At 40.0% G+C, this 14,045-nt stretch carries 14 protein-coding genes; 10 read left to right on the forward strand and 4 right to left on the reverse strand.

Annotated features, from left to right (window positions below):
- Nucleotides 1–5 precede the first annotated feature (5 nt).
- The 9 genes from AWH49_RS09905 (at nucleotide 6) to AWH49_RS09945 (ending at nucleotide 9,036) form a co-directional block, all read left to right on the forward strand.
- Nucleotides 6–1,436: an FAD-binding oxidoreductase gene (locus tag AWH49_RS09905; RefSeq protein ID WP_063965562.1), complete on the forward strand. Its 1,431-nt coding sequence runs from the start codon at nucleotides 6–8 to the stop codon at nucleotides 1,434–1,436.
- The gene (locus AWH49_RS09910) at nucleotides 1,436–2,017 is read left to right on the forward strand and encodes an MFS transporter (protein WP_063965563.1); all 582 of its coding nucleotides are present in this window, start codon (nucleotides 1,436–1,438) and stop codon (nucleotides 2,015–2,017) included. Before AWH49_RS09905 ends, AWH49_RS09910 begins: the two co-directional genes overlap by 1 nt.
- A 217-nt stretch (nucleotides 2,018–2,234) precedes the next feature.
- Nucleotides 2,235–3,419: an acyl-CoA dehydrogenase family protein gene (locus AWH49_RS09915; protein ID WP_063965564.1), complete on the forward strand. Its 1,185-nt coding sequence runs from the start codon at nucleotides 2,235–2,237 to the stop codon at nucleotides 3,417–3,419.
- Nucleotides 3,420–3,452: 33 nt separating this feature from the next.
- Nucleotides 3,453–4,574: an FMNH2-dependent alkanesulfonate monooxygenase gene (gene ssuD / locus AWH49_RS09920; RefSeq protein WP_063965565.1), complete on the forward strand. Its 1,122-nt coding sequence runs from the start codon at nucleotides 3,453–3,455 to the stop codon at nucleotides 4,572–4,574.
- 402 nt (nucleotides 4,575–4,976) lie between these two features.
- Nucleotides 4,977–6,164, forward strand: a complete 1,188-nt coding sequence (locus tag AWH49_RS09925) for an acyl-CoA dehydrogenase family protein (RefSeq protein ID WP_063965566.1) — start codon at nucleotides 4,977–4,979, stop codon at nucleotides 6,162–6,164.
- Nucleotides 6,165–6,367: 203 nt separating this feature from the next.
- A complete protein-coding gene (locus AWH49_RS09930) occupies nucleotides 6,368–6,799 on the forward strand; it encodes a MarR family winged helix-turn-helix transcriptional regulator (protein WP_094777160.1) in 432 nt (143 codons plus the stop codon).
- A 185-nt stretch (nucleotides 6,800–6,984) separates the two neighbouring features.
- The gene (locus AWH49_RS09935) at nucleotides 6,985–7,551 is read left to right on the forward strand and encodes an NADPH-dependent FMN reductase (protein WP_018395255.1); all 567 of its coding nucleotides are present in this window, start codon (nucleotides 6,985–6,987) and stop codon (nucleotides 7,549–7,551) included.
- Between the two features lie 220 nt (nucleotides 7,552–7,771).
- Nucleotides 7,772–8,599, forward strand: a complete 828-nt coding sequence (locus AWH49_RS09940) for an STAS domain-containing protein (protein ID WP_063965567.1) — start codon at nucleotides 7,772–7,774, stop codon at nucleotides 8,597–8,599.
- Nucleotides 8,600–8,835: 236 nt separating this feature from the next.
- A complete protein-coding gene (locus AWH49_RS09945; protein WP_018395257.1) occupies nucleotides 8,836–9,036 on the forward strand; it encodes a cold-shock protein in 201 nt (66 codons plus the stop codon).
- Between the two features lie 174 nt (nucleotides 9,037–9,210).
- Here AWH49_RS09945 and AWH49_RS09950 read toward each other — a convergent pair whose 3' ends face one another.
- A complete protein-coding gene (locus AWH49_RS09950) occupies nucleotides 9,211–10,317 on the reverse strand; it encodes a CAP domain-containing protein (RefSeq protein ID WP_063965568.1) in 1,107 nt (368 codons plus the stop codon).
- A gap of 156 nt (nucleotides 10,318–10,473) precedes the next feature.
- Nucleotides 10,474–11,574: an SLAC1 family transporter gene (locus AWH49_RS09955; protein ID WP_063965569.1), complete on the reverse strand. Its 1,101-nt coding sequence runs from the start codon at nucleotides 11,572–11,574 to the stop codon at nucleotides 10,474–10,476.
- A 267-nt stretch (nucleotides 11,575–11,841) separates the two neighbouring features.
- Here AWH49_RS09955 and AWH49_RS09960 point away from each other — a divergent pair, with 267 nt between their 5' ends.
- Complete coding sequence (locus AWH49_RS09960; RefSeq protein ID WP_018395261.1) at nucleotides 11,842–12,033, forward strand: YwbE family protein; 192 nt, start codon at nucleotides 11,842–11,844, stop codon at nucleotides 12,031–12,033.
- Nucleotides 12,034–12,073: 40 nt separating this feature from the next.
- Here AWH49_RS09960 and AWH49_RS09965 read toward each other — a convergent pair whose 3' ends face one another.
- The gene (locus AWH49_RS09965) at nucleotides 12,074–13,027 is read right to left on the reverse strand and encodes an L-lactate dehydrogenase (RefSeq protein WP_063965570.1); all 954 of its coding nucleotides are present in this window, start codon (nucleotides 13,025–13,027) and stop codon (nucleotides 12,074–12,076) included.
- A 199-nt stretch (nucleotides 13,028–13,226) separates the two neighbouring features.
- Nucleotides 13,227–14,021 carry a TIGR00266 family protein gene (locus AWH49_RS09970; protein ID WP_063965571.1) on the reverse strand — a complete coding sequence of 265 codons (795 nt, stop codon included), beginning with the start codon at nucleotides 14,019–14,021 and terminating at the stop codon, nucleotides 13,227–13,229.
- Nucleotides 14,022–14,045: the final 24 nt, after the last annotated feature.

Raw genomic sequence — 14,045 nt, forward strand, 5'->3', positions numbered from 1 at the left:
CGGCAATGTGGAAAGTACTACTGTTTCTGTTTATTTATTGTGCGCTATTTGGCAGTTCGTTTTATGCGTATAAGCAACTTCGCTCCCAGCCGGTTGTGGCAGATGCAGGCCGGTTACTGCCGGTTGCAGTGAAAAGCATTGAAAAAGCGGACGGCGAGGAGACACTGAGGAGAATTGTTGAAAAAGCGAATGAAACAGGTGATAAATTGACGATCGCGGGTATGCAGCATAGTCAAGGTGGGCAGACATACTATCCGGAGGCCGTGATGATTGATATGAAATCGTATAACAAAATCATTGAGTTTGATCCGGGTGAGAAAACAATTACTGTGCAGAGTGGAGCGACATGGGATGACATACAACGGCATATTAATCCATATGGTCTGGCTGTGAAAGTGATGCAGTCACAAAATATTTTTACAATCGGCGGTTCGTTAAGTGTGAATGTACACGGGCGTGATATTCGAAACGATTCACTGATTCATACGATCGAATCGTTTCGGCTATTGACACCTAGAGGCGAGATTTTGAATGTAAGCAGCCAGGAAAATGCGGATCTTTTTCCATACATAGTTGGGGGATACGGCCTTTTTGGCGTTATTCTAGATGTGACGCTTCATTTGACAGACGATGAGTTGTACGAAAGAAAGACAAGCATGATGGATTACAGTGAATACAGCTCTTATTTTGAAAAAGAGGTAAAAGGAAATCCAGCTGTTAAGATGCATCTTGCCCGCATTTCGGTGGCACCTGAAACGTTTTTGCGGGAGATGTACGTGACGGATTACATATATGCAGATAATCAAAATGAACTCTCAAAATACAATGATTTGAAAGAAGAGCGCATCGTGGCGCTGCCGAAGTTTCTGCTCGGCTTATCCCGCTACAGTGATTGGGGGAAAAACTTCTTTTGGGATGTTCAAAAAAAGTATATGGGCAACGAGAGCAGTACGTATGAAACGAGAAATAACGTGATGCGGTCAGATACGAATTTTATGAATTATGAGAGTAGTACACGGACAGAAGTATTGCAGGAATATTTTGTACCAGTTGATGATTTCCTAGGCTATGTTGATGATTTAAGGAGCGTTCTGGAAAAAGAAGAAGGGTTTAATTTGCTTAATATTACGATTCGGTATGTAGAGAAAAGTGATCATGCTGTCCTTTCTTATGCAAAAGAAGACATGTTTGCCCTCGTTCTTCTCATTAATCAAGAGAAATCAGAAAACGGGATAAAGCACTCGGAAGCGGTCATTCAAAAAATGATTGATGTAACACTAAATCATAATGGGAGTTATTATTTACCTTATTATTTATATCCGTCAAAAGAACAGTTGGCAGAAGCATATCCACGCATCAGTGAATTTTTTGAAAAGAAAAAAGAGTATGACTCGGACGAACGGTTCACGAACTATTTTTATGAGGAGTACAAATGATGACATATCAGCGGTTTGTCCTGTCACAAAGTATTATTTTTATGGCAAGCAGTATGATCTTTCCGTTTTACATTTTACTGCTGCGAAACGTTGGGGATAGCTATTCCCAATTCGGTTGGGCGTATGGTCTTTTTGCGCTAGCATCCGCACTTGCCTATCCCCTCATTGGCAAGCTTTCGGATCGCATAGGTGATCAAAACTTGCTGCTGTTTTATTCGCTGGCAATGGCGGTTATGCTTCTGTTTTTCCCACTCGTCACAGAAGTATGGCAAGTGTATGTTTTGCAAATGACGATGGGCGTGCTCGGCGCTGTACAAAAAAATACGGAAAAAACGACGCTTGCCCGCAAAGTGGAGAAAGTGAAAGCGGGTGCTGCAATTGGCCGCTATCATTTCTGGACGTCAGTCGGTGCTGCAATCGCCATTATTGTGACTGGCTATCTTGTTGACTTTCTAACAATTGGCGCCATTTTTTACATAGCTTCTCTTCTGTACGTTGTGAGTGGAATCGTGTTATGGAAAAATAATCATAGCGAAAAAGTTAAGCAGATCCCAGAGCAGAAAAGGACCGCCGATATGTAACGGCGAAGCATATTGAAGGATCCAATTCCTTATTAAACGTGGATGTAAAGGCAAGAATCATGGTGCTTGGTTATGTGAACGTTGAGATCCAGAAACGTGAATATCTTAATTTTACAAACGTGCGGTTTATAACTAGTACCGTTCAATAAACTTCATCAATTTATACAAGAAAAAGAAAATGAAGCGTATATTATATAAACTTCACAGATGGAGGATGATGAGTATAGAAAAAAAAATCAATAGCACGTATATAGAAAAAGCAAGAATACTCGTGGCAGAGTTTGATAAGACAGCCATCGAACGTGATGAACGGGGCGGGACGGCAAAAAAAGAGCGAGATCTTATTCGTGAAAGCGGGCTTTTGGCTCTTATCATCCCAGTAGAGTACGGTGGTTACGGTGAAAATTGGAAAACCATTTTTCGAATTATCCGTGAATTTGCCTGGGTAGACGGATCAATAGCACATATATTTGGCTATCATTTTTTATGCCTTGTTTCTACGCAATTATTTGGCTCTGAGCGGCAGAAAGAATTCCTTTATAGAGAAACGGCAGAAAAAAACTTGTTCTGGGGAAATGCATATAACCCTCGTGACGGTCGTTTAATGATCAAGCAGGCAGATCATGAATGGCTGCTTCAAGGAGAGAAAAGTTTTTGTTCAGGCGCAACGGATTCTGATCGACTCCTTATTTCTGCTAAGAATGTCGAAAGTAATCAGACTGTTTTGGCCGTCATTCCAACGAGTAGGAAAGGCGTTGCTGCAGAAGGTGATTGGGATGGATTTGGCCAACGTCAAACGGACAGTGGGACAGTCCGCTTTCAAGGTGTTCAATTGAAAGAGACGGAGATCCTTAAACATTATCTTCAGTTTCCAGACGGTGTATTCTCAACAATACGCACACATATCGCTCAAATGATTCTTGTTCATGTTCTGCTTGGAATGGCAGAAGGGGCATTGGAAGAAGCGAAACAATATACGAAACATAGTAGTCGCATATGGCTTACATCTGATGCCGCTGAAGCTGCCCGCGATCCATATACAGTGCGCCAATATGGTGATTTATATGTACAGTTAAAAGCATCGGCTGCTCTTGCTGAAAAAGCAGTTGATGCTTTGCAGGCTGCGTGGGAGAAAGAATGGTCTTTGACGGAACAGGAACGTGGAGAATGCAGTATTTCGATCGCAACGGCAAAAGTCATGACAGCAAGGACGGCTTTAGAAGTAACGAACCGGATCTTTGATGTAATGGGTGCAAAGTCGGTATCAGCAAAATATCGATTTGACCGCTACTGGAGAAATATTCGTACACTTACATTGCATGATCCGATTGAATACAAACTACGTGATATCGGGAACTTTATTTTAAACGATCAGCTGCCTGAGATTACACCGTATTCATAAAAATAGTGAACGTTTGGAAGGGTGTTATGGATAATGGAAGTATTTTGGTTTATTCCTACCAACGGAGATGGCCGTTATTTAGGCAGCGGAGAGGGTGCAAGGGCTGCAAGCTATGCGTATTGCAAGCAAATTGCGCAGGCGGTTGATGAATTAGGATATAGCGGAGTATTGATTCCAACCGGGAAATCATGTGAAGATGCTTGGATTGTTGCTTCAACGCTTGTTCCTGTTACAAAAAACATAAAGTTTCTCGTGGCGGTAAGACCAGGCTTGATGTCACCGGCTGTAGCTGCCCGCATGGCGTCGACGCTTGACCGCTTTTCGCAAGGAAGACTGCTTGTGAATGTTGTAGCAGGCGGAGATCCAGTTGAATTAGCCGGAGAAGGCTTGTTTTTAAACCATGATGAACGATATGAACTAACGGATGAATTTTTAAATGTGTGGCGAAAACTGCTTCAAGAGGAAGTGGTTACTCTTGAGGGAGAACACATTCAAATTAAAAATGGTACCGTCCTTTATCCGCCTGTCCAAAATCCATATCCGCCGCTTTATTTTGGCGGATCGTCTCCCGCGGCAATGAAAGTAGCTGCCGATCACATTGATGTTTATTTAACGTGGGGAGAGCCTCCGGTTCAGGTAAAAGAAAAAATAACAAAAGTGAGGAAACTTGCAAAACAAACGGGAAAAAAAATAAAATTTGGCATTCGTCTTCACGTTATTGTGAGAGAGACAGAAGAAGCTGCCTGGGCAGCAGCGGAAGAGTTAATCAAACATGTTGATGATAAAGCCATTGCCTCTGCCAAAGAAGTATTTGCCCGAATGGACTCTGAAGGACAAAAGCGAATGAGCCAGCTTCATAACGGAGACCGGTCTAAATTAGAAATCAGTCCGAACTTATGGGCAGGTGTTGGACTTGTTCGGGGAGGTGCAGGTACAGCTCTTGTCGGCGATCCGGATACAGTGGCAGCGCGAATGAAAGAGTATGCAGACCTTGGTATTGATACATTTATATTGTCAGGCTATCCTCATCTCGAAGAAGCTTACCGGACAGCAGAACTTCTTTTTCCGAAACTGCCCTTGAATAAAAAGAAGGATCCAAATGAGCGAACATACATGAGTCCGTTTGGAGAAATGAGTGTAAAAAAACAAACGTAAAGCAAAAGGCATAATAGCTAAAACAAAAAAGCTTAAGCAAGCAAGAAATCATTAAAATCACCCAAATTGTTTCTCCTTCGATCCTCCAGTTTTTTGACGATCTACCCAACATATATGATTTTACAAATACGATCTGAGTAGTTACCAGGCACGGAATATCTTAAGTTTTAAAAAATGGTTATGCAACCAAACTTGCATGTACTTATGCATTTTCCATACCTGCAATTTGGTTTGTATGGAACACATTTTTTGAAGATATAAGGACATTCTTGAACCAATAATCATACTTTAAGGAAAGCATATTCATATTGAAGGAGTGCCCTTTCCTAGTCCTTTTGGTGAAATGGTGGCGACTGAGATGCAGGAGGTTAACCACCAAAATTACATGAAAGAGGGAGAAAAATGAAAAAAGAGATTGGAAATGATCCAACGACTTTTTTGCAAACCGCCGTCATACTAGCCAAAGAATTCGCAAAGGACGCAGCAGAACGCGATAAGATTGGTGGTACAGCTAAAAAACAACGGGATGCTTTACGGGAAAGCGGACTGCTCACGATTTTAATTCCTACTGAGTATGGCGGCGAAGGCCAGCCCTGGTCTGTCGTTCTTCGAATCGTTCGCGAGTTGGCAAAAGCGGATGCTGCTCTCGCCCATTTATATGGCTATCATTTCTTACATTTAACGAATCCGCATGTCGAAGGCTCTGAAAAACAGAAAAAGTATTATTATACGGAATCAGCAAAAAACAATTGGTTTTGGGGAAATTCCTATAATCCAATCGAGCCTACTTTAGTTGGGAGAAAGAAAGGCAATCAATTTATTATCAACGGCTACAACACATTTAGCACGGGTGCCCAAGATTCCGATCGTTTGTTAATTTCATGGGTTGAAAATCCCGGAGATAAAAGCGCATATGTAGGCGTTGTTCCAACGAATCGGACGGGTATAACAGTAAATGATGACTGGGATGGAATGGGTCAAAGACAAACAGACAGTGGATCTGTCACCTTTGAAAATGTAGTAGTAGAAGCAGACGAAATTTTTGATGATTCGGCATCAAACGAGGTACCTTTCACTACATTTGATGCTATCATCTCACAAATTGTTTTAGCGAATGTATTTGTCGGAAGTGCAGAAGGAGCATTAGCAGAAGCACGCGAATACACACTCAAAAAATCACGACCTTGGTATTTATCTGATTACGAAAAAGCTATTGAAGATCCGTTTATTCAACGACGATATGGTGACTTTTGGATCGATGTGCAGGCAGCAGTTCAATTAGTAGAACAAGCCGGAAAAAAGGTGGATGAAGCCTGGGCAAAGGATAGAAACTTAACGAAAGAAGAACGAGGGGAAACCGTTATTTTTACGGGTGCAGCCAATGCATTTGGCACAAAGGTTGCCCTTGACCTTACAAGCAGTATGTTTGAGGTCATGGGGGCACGGTCCGCGACAAGAAAAAACAATTTTGATCGATTTTGGCGGAACGTTCGCACTCACTCTCTCCACAACCCAATTGAATATAAGCGGAAAAATATTGGACGTTGGGTATTAACCGGAGAGTATCCGATACCGAGTGGTTATTCTTAACCCTGAAACTGTTATCGCTTTTTGACTTCTATAAGAAAAAATATAAGTAGGTGATATCAGATGACTGAAAGCTCTCTATCTTTCCGAAAGATTGGGAGCTTTTTTACTTCCACAAAAAGGGGAATGACAGGGAAAAATACACAAGTAATTGATTTGACACGTTTTCATAATTTCACTATAATGCAGTTCGAGGAAAGCAGGTGATGGAAATGAAATTATCATTGACGGATTATATAAGCATTACGATTCACCAGACAGACTTAAAGCTGACCAGCTGCGTAAAAGCAATGCTAGCGCCTTTTAATCTGGCCCCAGAGCAAAATCTCATTATGATGCTATTGTGGGAAAAAGATGGCCTAACACAAAATGAAATTGCAGAAAAGTTAGATAAAGATAAAACGAATATTACACGTATGCTGGCGAGTCTGGAGCAAAAAGGATTTATTAAACGATCTATGTCCTCGAATGACCGCCGTTTTCTGCACGTGTATTTAACCGAAGAAGGCAATAAGCTGGGTGATAAGATCATTCCCATTACAGAAAGTTTCCACCGATCTGTTGTGAGCGGGATTACAGATAAAGAGTTGCAGGAAGTGAACCGAATTTTATTGAAAATTCGCCAAAATGTGAAATGAATTACTTTTAATTCAAATAGTTGTTATAACAACTATTTATATGGTACAATACACTTGTTATTAAAAATAGTTAAAGAAATGGCTGTGGTAAATGTATGATTTATCACGTGTATTGCTTAGAAAAAGTCAGGATAAACTAGGTTACGCAATAAGTTATTAATTATATGTAAAGGGGTTTTACCATTATGACAATTAAAGTTAAAGCAATTATCGGTAGTACAAGTTCAACTTCATTCAACTTAAAAATAGTTGAACATATGAAAAAGCGTTATGCAGATCAATTAGACATTACACCTGTATTTATTAATGACGTTGAAAGTTTTTCAATTGATATAGAAAACAACCCACCAGCAAACGTACAAAAATTTAAAGCTGATGTGAAGGATTCAGATGCCGTATTATTTGCAGTGCCTGAATATAACTTCTCTATTCCAGGTACAATGAAAAATGCAATCGACTGGTTATCACGTGGCGGCGATTTCACAGTTAAAGACAAGCCTGCATTCATCATAGGTTCTTCTATGGGTGTACTAGGAAGTGTTCGTGCGCAAATCCACTTAAGAGAAATTTTATCAAACCCGGCTTTAGCACCTGTTTTATTGCCAGGTAATGAAGTATATATTGGTTCCGTTCACGAAAAAATTAATGAAGCTGGTGAACTAACTGATAATGGTACAGTTGAATTCTTAGATTCAGTTGTTAAAAACTTTATTGAATTTTATAATAAAACGAATGCTGCAGTTGGTGTTTAACAATAAGTTTAAATAACCATCATATTTTGATACATTACACATCAATAAAGTATTGATGCCAGTATTAAAACAGCAAAAGAAGCTGTACATTACGTTTTTGATGGAAGAGCTGTCTCAGTTGTTGAGGCAGCTCTTTTATATATCATTAAAATCGACACGGCATCTGCATTTCGATACAATGAAGAAGTATGGTGAATTTGAACGCAGGAGTTGTGAACAGATGCATAGAAATCCAGCATTGCACCAATTTTTACTCGAGCGGGCATGGGACTTAACGGAAGAGTGGTACGCGTCTCTTGATCAATCAAAAGTGACCGGCATATACGCTTCGACGGACCCGGTTGCTATCCAGAAATTAAAACGGCAAAACTTTGCTTTCCACGAGCATTTATGTGAAGTATTTATTAAAGAAGAACAGGAATTTTTTGAAGATTTTAACGATTGGATCATTCAAATTGCAAAAGATTCTGGGCATTTGGATACACCAAATTATATTATTCTCAGCGAGTTTTTAAATGTGCAGGAACAATATCTCAATTACATAGATGAATTTGTGCAGCGAAACGAAGGAATCTACTCACATGAAGAAGCGAACCGCTGGACACGGATGATCATTAAAGCGTTTGGAAAAGTGATGAAACGCTTCGTAAAAGAAAATCATAAATTTTCACAAATACAACTTCGCAGCCAGCAGGAAGTCATTCGTGAATTGAGTACACCGGTCATCGCACTGCAAAATCAAAAAGGGCTGCTGCCTATAATAGGATCTGTCGATACGGAACGAGCGAAACACTTGCTGGAACAAGCCATCAGTCAATGTGTAGAAAAACAAATTAATCATTTATTTATTGACTTGTCCGGTGTGGCGATTGTCGACACAATGGTTGCACTGCAAATTTTTCACTTGATTGATGCGCTGAAATTAGTCGGTGTAAAAACGACATTGTCGGGTATTCGACCGGAAGTGGCGATGACATCGATTCAACTCGGACTGAGTTTTAACGACCTTGATATTGCAGGCAATTTAATGCAAGCATTAAAACAGTAACTGTTTGATGATGAATGTGCCTTATGTTTATGGCATCAATGTAACGGGGCGAAACGACAGCGTCAAAATGAAAAAATCACTTGTAATGACTTGCTTATTTTCTTTAAAGGTGATATTCTAAAGAAGAATTATTTTTGTTCGAGAAGTACAAGTGCTGTAAAGCTTATTGTCTTGATATTGCTTTGAGCAGGAATAGTATTATATTGTGCACATCGCACATCGGGAGGCAACATAACATGGAACAAGGTAAAGTAAAATGGTTTAACGCAGAAAAAGGTTTCGGTTTCATCGAGCGCGAAGCTGGAGACGATGTATTCGTTCACTTCTCAGCTATTCAAGGCGAAGGCTACAAATCTTTAGACGAAGGTCAAGAAGTTACGTTTGAAGTTGAACAAGGCCAACGTGGACCACAAGCAACTAACGTACAAAAAGCATAATCATATAGACTTCGTAAAAAGGCAATCTCCTCTGAGATTGCCTTTTTGGTGTGTGTATTATGGGAAAGGCTGCTGACCAATATGACCGATAAGAACGCACACAACAGACCGGATTCGCACATAAAATAGCCCGTAATCATTCATAAAACTCCCACTGCACAAAGCAGTGAGAGTTCAATTATCGAAAAAATTCTCTGTATAGTACGGTTGTGACTCTTCATTGAACGCCACACCGACACCTAAATAGCCAAAATCGTCACTTAAAATATTTTTCCGATGACCGGCTGAATTCATTAATCCTTCATGAGCAAAAACACTGCTGTACTGTCCATAAGCCAAATTTTCTCCAGCTGCCATAAAGTGAATCCCATCGTCTTCCATCCTGTCAAAAGGCGATTCGCCCTTTAAATTCGTATGGTCAAAATAGTTATTCTCCGCCATATCAAGACTGTGATCACGAGCCGTCTCTCTTACGTGATCATCCCATGTTAATACTGGTAATCCGTGCGTAACACGCGCAGCATTCGTCACATCGAACAGTTGATATTCAAGCCCTTCTTTTAAAGAAGCACTTTCATCTGCATACATTGAACCTTTCGCCGTTTCCAGATCTTTATCAATAATTTGAATGGCGGTCACCGTGTTGTTTTCGTGAACGTCATAAAAAACGGTCACGTAATTATCATCAAGCTGGAAGTAATCATGCTCGTCCGTTTCATTCAAAATATAATACGTTAATCCTTTACGCAGCTTATCCATCGGTTCACCTAATTTCGCTCGAACGGTTTTCTTTGGCGTGTCCAATGCAATACCAACAGTAGATGAAATTAAATCATGGCTCGTGTAGAGACCGTTTACCTGATCATTTTCATCGTAGGATACCATCAAAAAGTTTTGATAATTTTCGTGATATGCATACCAGTCTATGCCGTATTCATTTTGTGAATGACGTTTCGGCGTGCCGATTTCTTGCTCAACGTCCGCTCGTGCATCTCCAATCTGTATATTGTAGATAGAAAATGTCTGTGAATCTGGTGTCGTAAGCGCTGGTTTTTCAACTTGTACAACAGATTCGGCTCCAACCCCAACCCAGCTTTCAACTTTGCTCGTCACTGTATCGATTGCATCAATTACAATGGGACTTTCCCGAACGGTTTCTACTTGCTCACCGATCACATCCATAAACGATAAATCAACATAAGGCTCTACGAATTCGTCCCAGAGCGGCCGTGTATTATAAACAACTACTAGCAACAATATAAGTTGGAATAACCTTTTCAATCATTCACTCTCCATTCTTCTTTCATTGTACCGAAAACGACTCGAAATTTCACGTGAATCGATAGTAAATGAGTGCGGAAATGAAAATGTAAAATGATCCATTTTTGTTTTATGCATTTTAATGGTTGGGTTATAAAATAATAAGCACAATAAGAATTATGAAGCACGTCTTTTTTGAATAACATGCTGCCGACTTTCTTGCCAAGGCAGTGCATCTTTGAAAAAGAGAAACGTTTCAATCAAGAGGAGACTGATCAGCACCGGTACACCAGATTCAATGACGATATGTTGAATGTGCAAAAGGACCGAGTGATATCCAGATAAGTCGATATTCAGTGTAAAGACATAAAAAGTTCCGAACGTGAAGTTACGAGCCCATTGGGAAACATGGTAACGGCCAATTGCCTCATTAAGCGTGTATTCATTTAAACGTGCAGCCAATCGCCAAAGCTCGATGCCTTCGATGATAACAAAGAGAGCAGCGGCCCAGATCCACATAAGAAAGGTGATGTTGGTTGGGATTGTACCGGACGTAATCGATGCTATACCAGTAATGGACATTGCACCATGAACGATGCAATTTGTGTTTTTCCACTCATCTAATAGTTGATGCTGCTGGAAAGACCTCAAGCGAATCATCATTAAAGCAAAATTGATAAAATATAGTGTAAGACCGACAAAAACCGCAGCTTGGCTTATATGATGTAAAATAGGATGATCAAATAAGGTATTAAAGACGATAATGAGCGACTGAGTGCTGACAGTCGATAGAAAAATGATGCCGTTTACACGCTCATAGTATTTTGCTGAAAAAATCACTTTATAGCTTTTGATGCATAAAAATAAGTAAAAAACCCATAGTCCAGTATTTAATAAGGCTACTATGAAAATACTATTTTTGAAAAAAGAATATTGATGATACAGGACGAGACATAAAATAGATGTAGCGGCAACCCATGTACCGACTGCAAAGCTTTGAACCGGGTGCGTTAAATATCGTTTTCGGAATACGCCTTTAAACGCAGCTCTCATAAATGACAAGATAAGGAATAACCAGATGAAAAAAAGTGAAAAATCAACAAGATAAGCTGGAATAACAAATGGAATGTCAAATTGCGGTGCGACACCGATAAGAAAAATACCAATTGCCATAACCATCGCACCATATGATGCATCAATACGGTTGCCACGAAACATCGGTGATTTTACAATGAGCAGGACAAAAAATAAAAAGAGTGCGAAAATGACTCGGTGCAACAAAACAACCTCCTATTTGCAGATGACTTTACTAGGCTTTATATAAACAAGTATATAAAATACATATTTAATAGAATAGACCTATCATAACAACGGAAAAAAGAGGCGTCAAGATAGTATTAATATATAATTCAGAATGAAGTAATCGTTTTGCTTCCTTTCTATTTTGTTTTTTTTATTTTAAAATAAGAGAAGGGCATTTGAATTAATATACTATCAGTGAAAAGTGAGAAGGTAAGCGTTCCAACATAGAAAAGAGGAATGAACATGAATGGACAAAATAGAAGCGACATTAAACCGGGGATTGAAGTAAACATTATATTGAAAAAGGATCAACGCACTGGTACAAAAACACGTGGCATTGTGAAAGATATTTTAACAAATTCAAGTTTTCATCCGCACGGAATTAAAGTACGATTGCAGGATGGACAGGTCGGACGAGTGTATGACATTTTATAAAAAAACGATCTCGCAGCTTTGTGAGATCGTTTCTTTTTGTTCAAATCCAGAATGGTTCTTGTATTTTTTTCAATGTATTTACACTAATATCGAATAATTCTTTTTCACGTTCGCTTAACGGGATTTCGACGACTTCACGCACACCTTGACGGTTTACAACAGCGGGAACACCGATGTAGATATTTTCATGACCGAATTCGCCTTCTAATAGAGCAGAAACGGTTAGAATTACATCTTGATTTTGCAAGATTGCCCGAGAAATACGTGTTAAGCCCATCGCGATCCCGTAATACGTAGAGCCTTTTGCTTCAATGATTTTGTACGCTGCATCACGAACTTGGACGGCGATTTCAATCATTTTGTCTTCTAGATTTTCAGTATGGTCATGAGCTGCATAATCCTTCAATGGAATACCAGAAATATTTGCGCTGCTCCAGACTGCTACTTCTGTATCGCCGTGTTCACCGATAATAGATGCATGGACACTTGTTGGAGAAACACCGAAGTAATCGCCAAGCAAATAACGGAAGCGGGCAGTATCGAGAATAGTACCTGAACCGATTACACGTTCTTTCGGTAGACCGGAAAATTTCCATGTTGCGTATGTTAAGATGTCAACCGGATTAGTTGCGATGAGGAAAATGCCATCAAAGCCGGAATCCATTACTTGCCCAACAATGTTTTTAAAGATCACCATATTTTTTTCGACGAGCTCAAGACGTGTTTCACCCGGCTTTTGATTCGCACCGGCACAAATGACGACGAGTGCTGCGTCAGCGCAATCTGTATATTTACCAAACCTTACTTTTGTTGTAGTCGGAGCATAAAGGACACCGTGATTTAAGTCCATTACATCGCCTATTGATTTTTGTTTATTTAAATCAATTAATACAAGCTCATCGCATACACCTTGGTTCAGCATAGAAAATGCATAGCTTGAACCAACTGCACCTGTACCGATAAGGACGACTTTATTGCCTTTAATATCAATCATTCAAAACACTCCCCTATTTTTAAAAAGTAAGTCGGCACATGCATGTGAATTAATTCACAATTTTATTATAGGACGTCGATTATTAGATTGCAATAGCCTTCTAACTAAAAATAGATAACGGTGTTTCAAACCGAGTAAAGTGCTCCGAAACTGAATAAAGCAGCTAAAAGCTGAGTAACGCTCATTTTAATAAGAAAATTTAGTCTCTGTCACCGCCGAGAAAGTCAAACATACTTCCAAGTCCGCTTTCTCCTTTTGAGCCGCCATTTTGCGGCATTGCAGCAAAAACACGGCTGGCGAGTCGGCTAAATGGAAGGGACTGCACCCAAACGGTTCCGGGTCCGCGTAATGTTGCTAAAAATAGACCTTCTCCCCCAAATAATGCTGTTTTGACTCCGCCAACTAATTCAATATTGTAATCAACATCGCCTGTCATCGCGACAAGACAGCCTGTATCGATGCGGATCAATTCGCCTGGCGCAAGCGTCTTTTTATAGATTGTTCCACCGGCATGGACGAATGCCATACCATCGCCTTCTAATTTTTGCATGATGAAACCTTCACCGCCAAAAAAGCCAGTACCGAGTTTACGCTGCAATTCAATGCCAACAGAAACGCCTTTTGCTGCGGCTAAAAATGCATCTTTTTGACAAATAATTTTCCCGTTCATTTCACTTAAATCCATTGGAATAATTTTTCCAGGGTAAGGAGAAGCAAATGAGACATGTTTTTTCCCGTGAGCTTCATTCGTAAACGTCGTCATAAATAAACTTTCTCCCGTCAGCACCCGTTTACCAGCACCTAAAAGCTTGCCCATCAATCCGCCGCTCCCCCTCGATGATCCGTCTCCGAAGACCGTCTCCAGTTTAATGCCGTCATCCATCATCATTAAGCTGCCTGCTTCAGCGATAACCGTTTCTTTCGGATCGAGCTCTACCTGAACAAACTGCATATCATCGCCAAAAAGTTCATAATCAATTTCGTGATTGTTCATTTTGTCATCCTCCTTTATATTCAA

Origin of the sequence: Domibacillus aminovorans (genome assembly GCF_001643235.1) — a bacterium.
Lineage (GTDB): Bacteria > Bacillota > Bacilli > Bacillales > Domibacillaceae > Domibacillus > Domibacillus aminovorans.

Coding starts and splice junctions, on each gene's coding strand:
- AWH49_RS09905 (WP_063965562.1), top strand. CDS start 6: ATGTGGAAAGTACTACTGTTTCTGTTTATTTATTGTGCGCTATTTGGC.
- AWH49_RS09910 (WP_063965563.1), top strand. CDS start 1,436: ATGACATATCAGCGGTTTGTCCTGTCACAAAGTATTATTTTTATGGCA.
- AWH49_RS09915 (WP_063965564.1), top strand. CDS start 2,235: ATGAGTATAGAAAAAAAAATCAATAGCACGTATATAGAAAAAGCAAGA.
- ssuD (WP_063965565.1), top strand. CDS start 3,453: ATGGAAGTATTTTGGTTTATTCCTACCAACGGAGATGGCCGTTATTTA.
- AWH49_RS09925 (WP_063965566.1), top strand. CDS start 4,977: ATGAAAAAAGAGATTGGAAATGATCCAACGACTTTTTTGCAAACCGCC.
- AWH49_RS09930 (WP_094777160.1), top strand. CDS start 6,368: ATGGAAATGAAATTATCATTGACGGATTATATAAGCATTACGATTCAC.
- AWH49_RS09935 (WP_018395255.1), top strand. CDS start 6,985: ATGACAATTAAAGTTAAAGCAATTATCGGTAGTACAAGTTCAACTTCA.
- AWH49_RS09940 (WP_063965567.1), top strand. CDS start 7,772: ATGCATAGAAATCCAGCATTGCACCAATTTTTACTCGAGCGGGCATGG.
- AWH49_RS09945 (WP_018395257.1), top strand. CDS start 8,836: ATGGAACAAGGTAAAGTAAAATGGTTTAACGCAGAAAAAGGTTTCGGT.
- AWH49_RS09960 (WP_018395261.1), top strand. CDS start 11,842: ATGAATGGACAAAATAGAAGCGACATTAAACCGGGGATTGAAGTAAAC.
- AWH49_RS09965 (WP_063965570.1), bottom strand. CDS start 13,027: ATGATTGATATTAAAGGCAATAAAGTCGTCCTTATCGGTACAGGTGCA.
- AWH49_RS09970 (WP_063965571.1), bottom strand. CDS start 14,021: ATGAACAATCACGAAATTGATTATGAACTTTTTGGCGATGATATGCAG.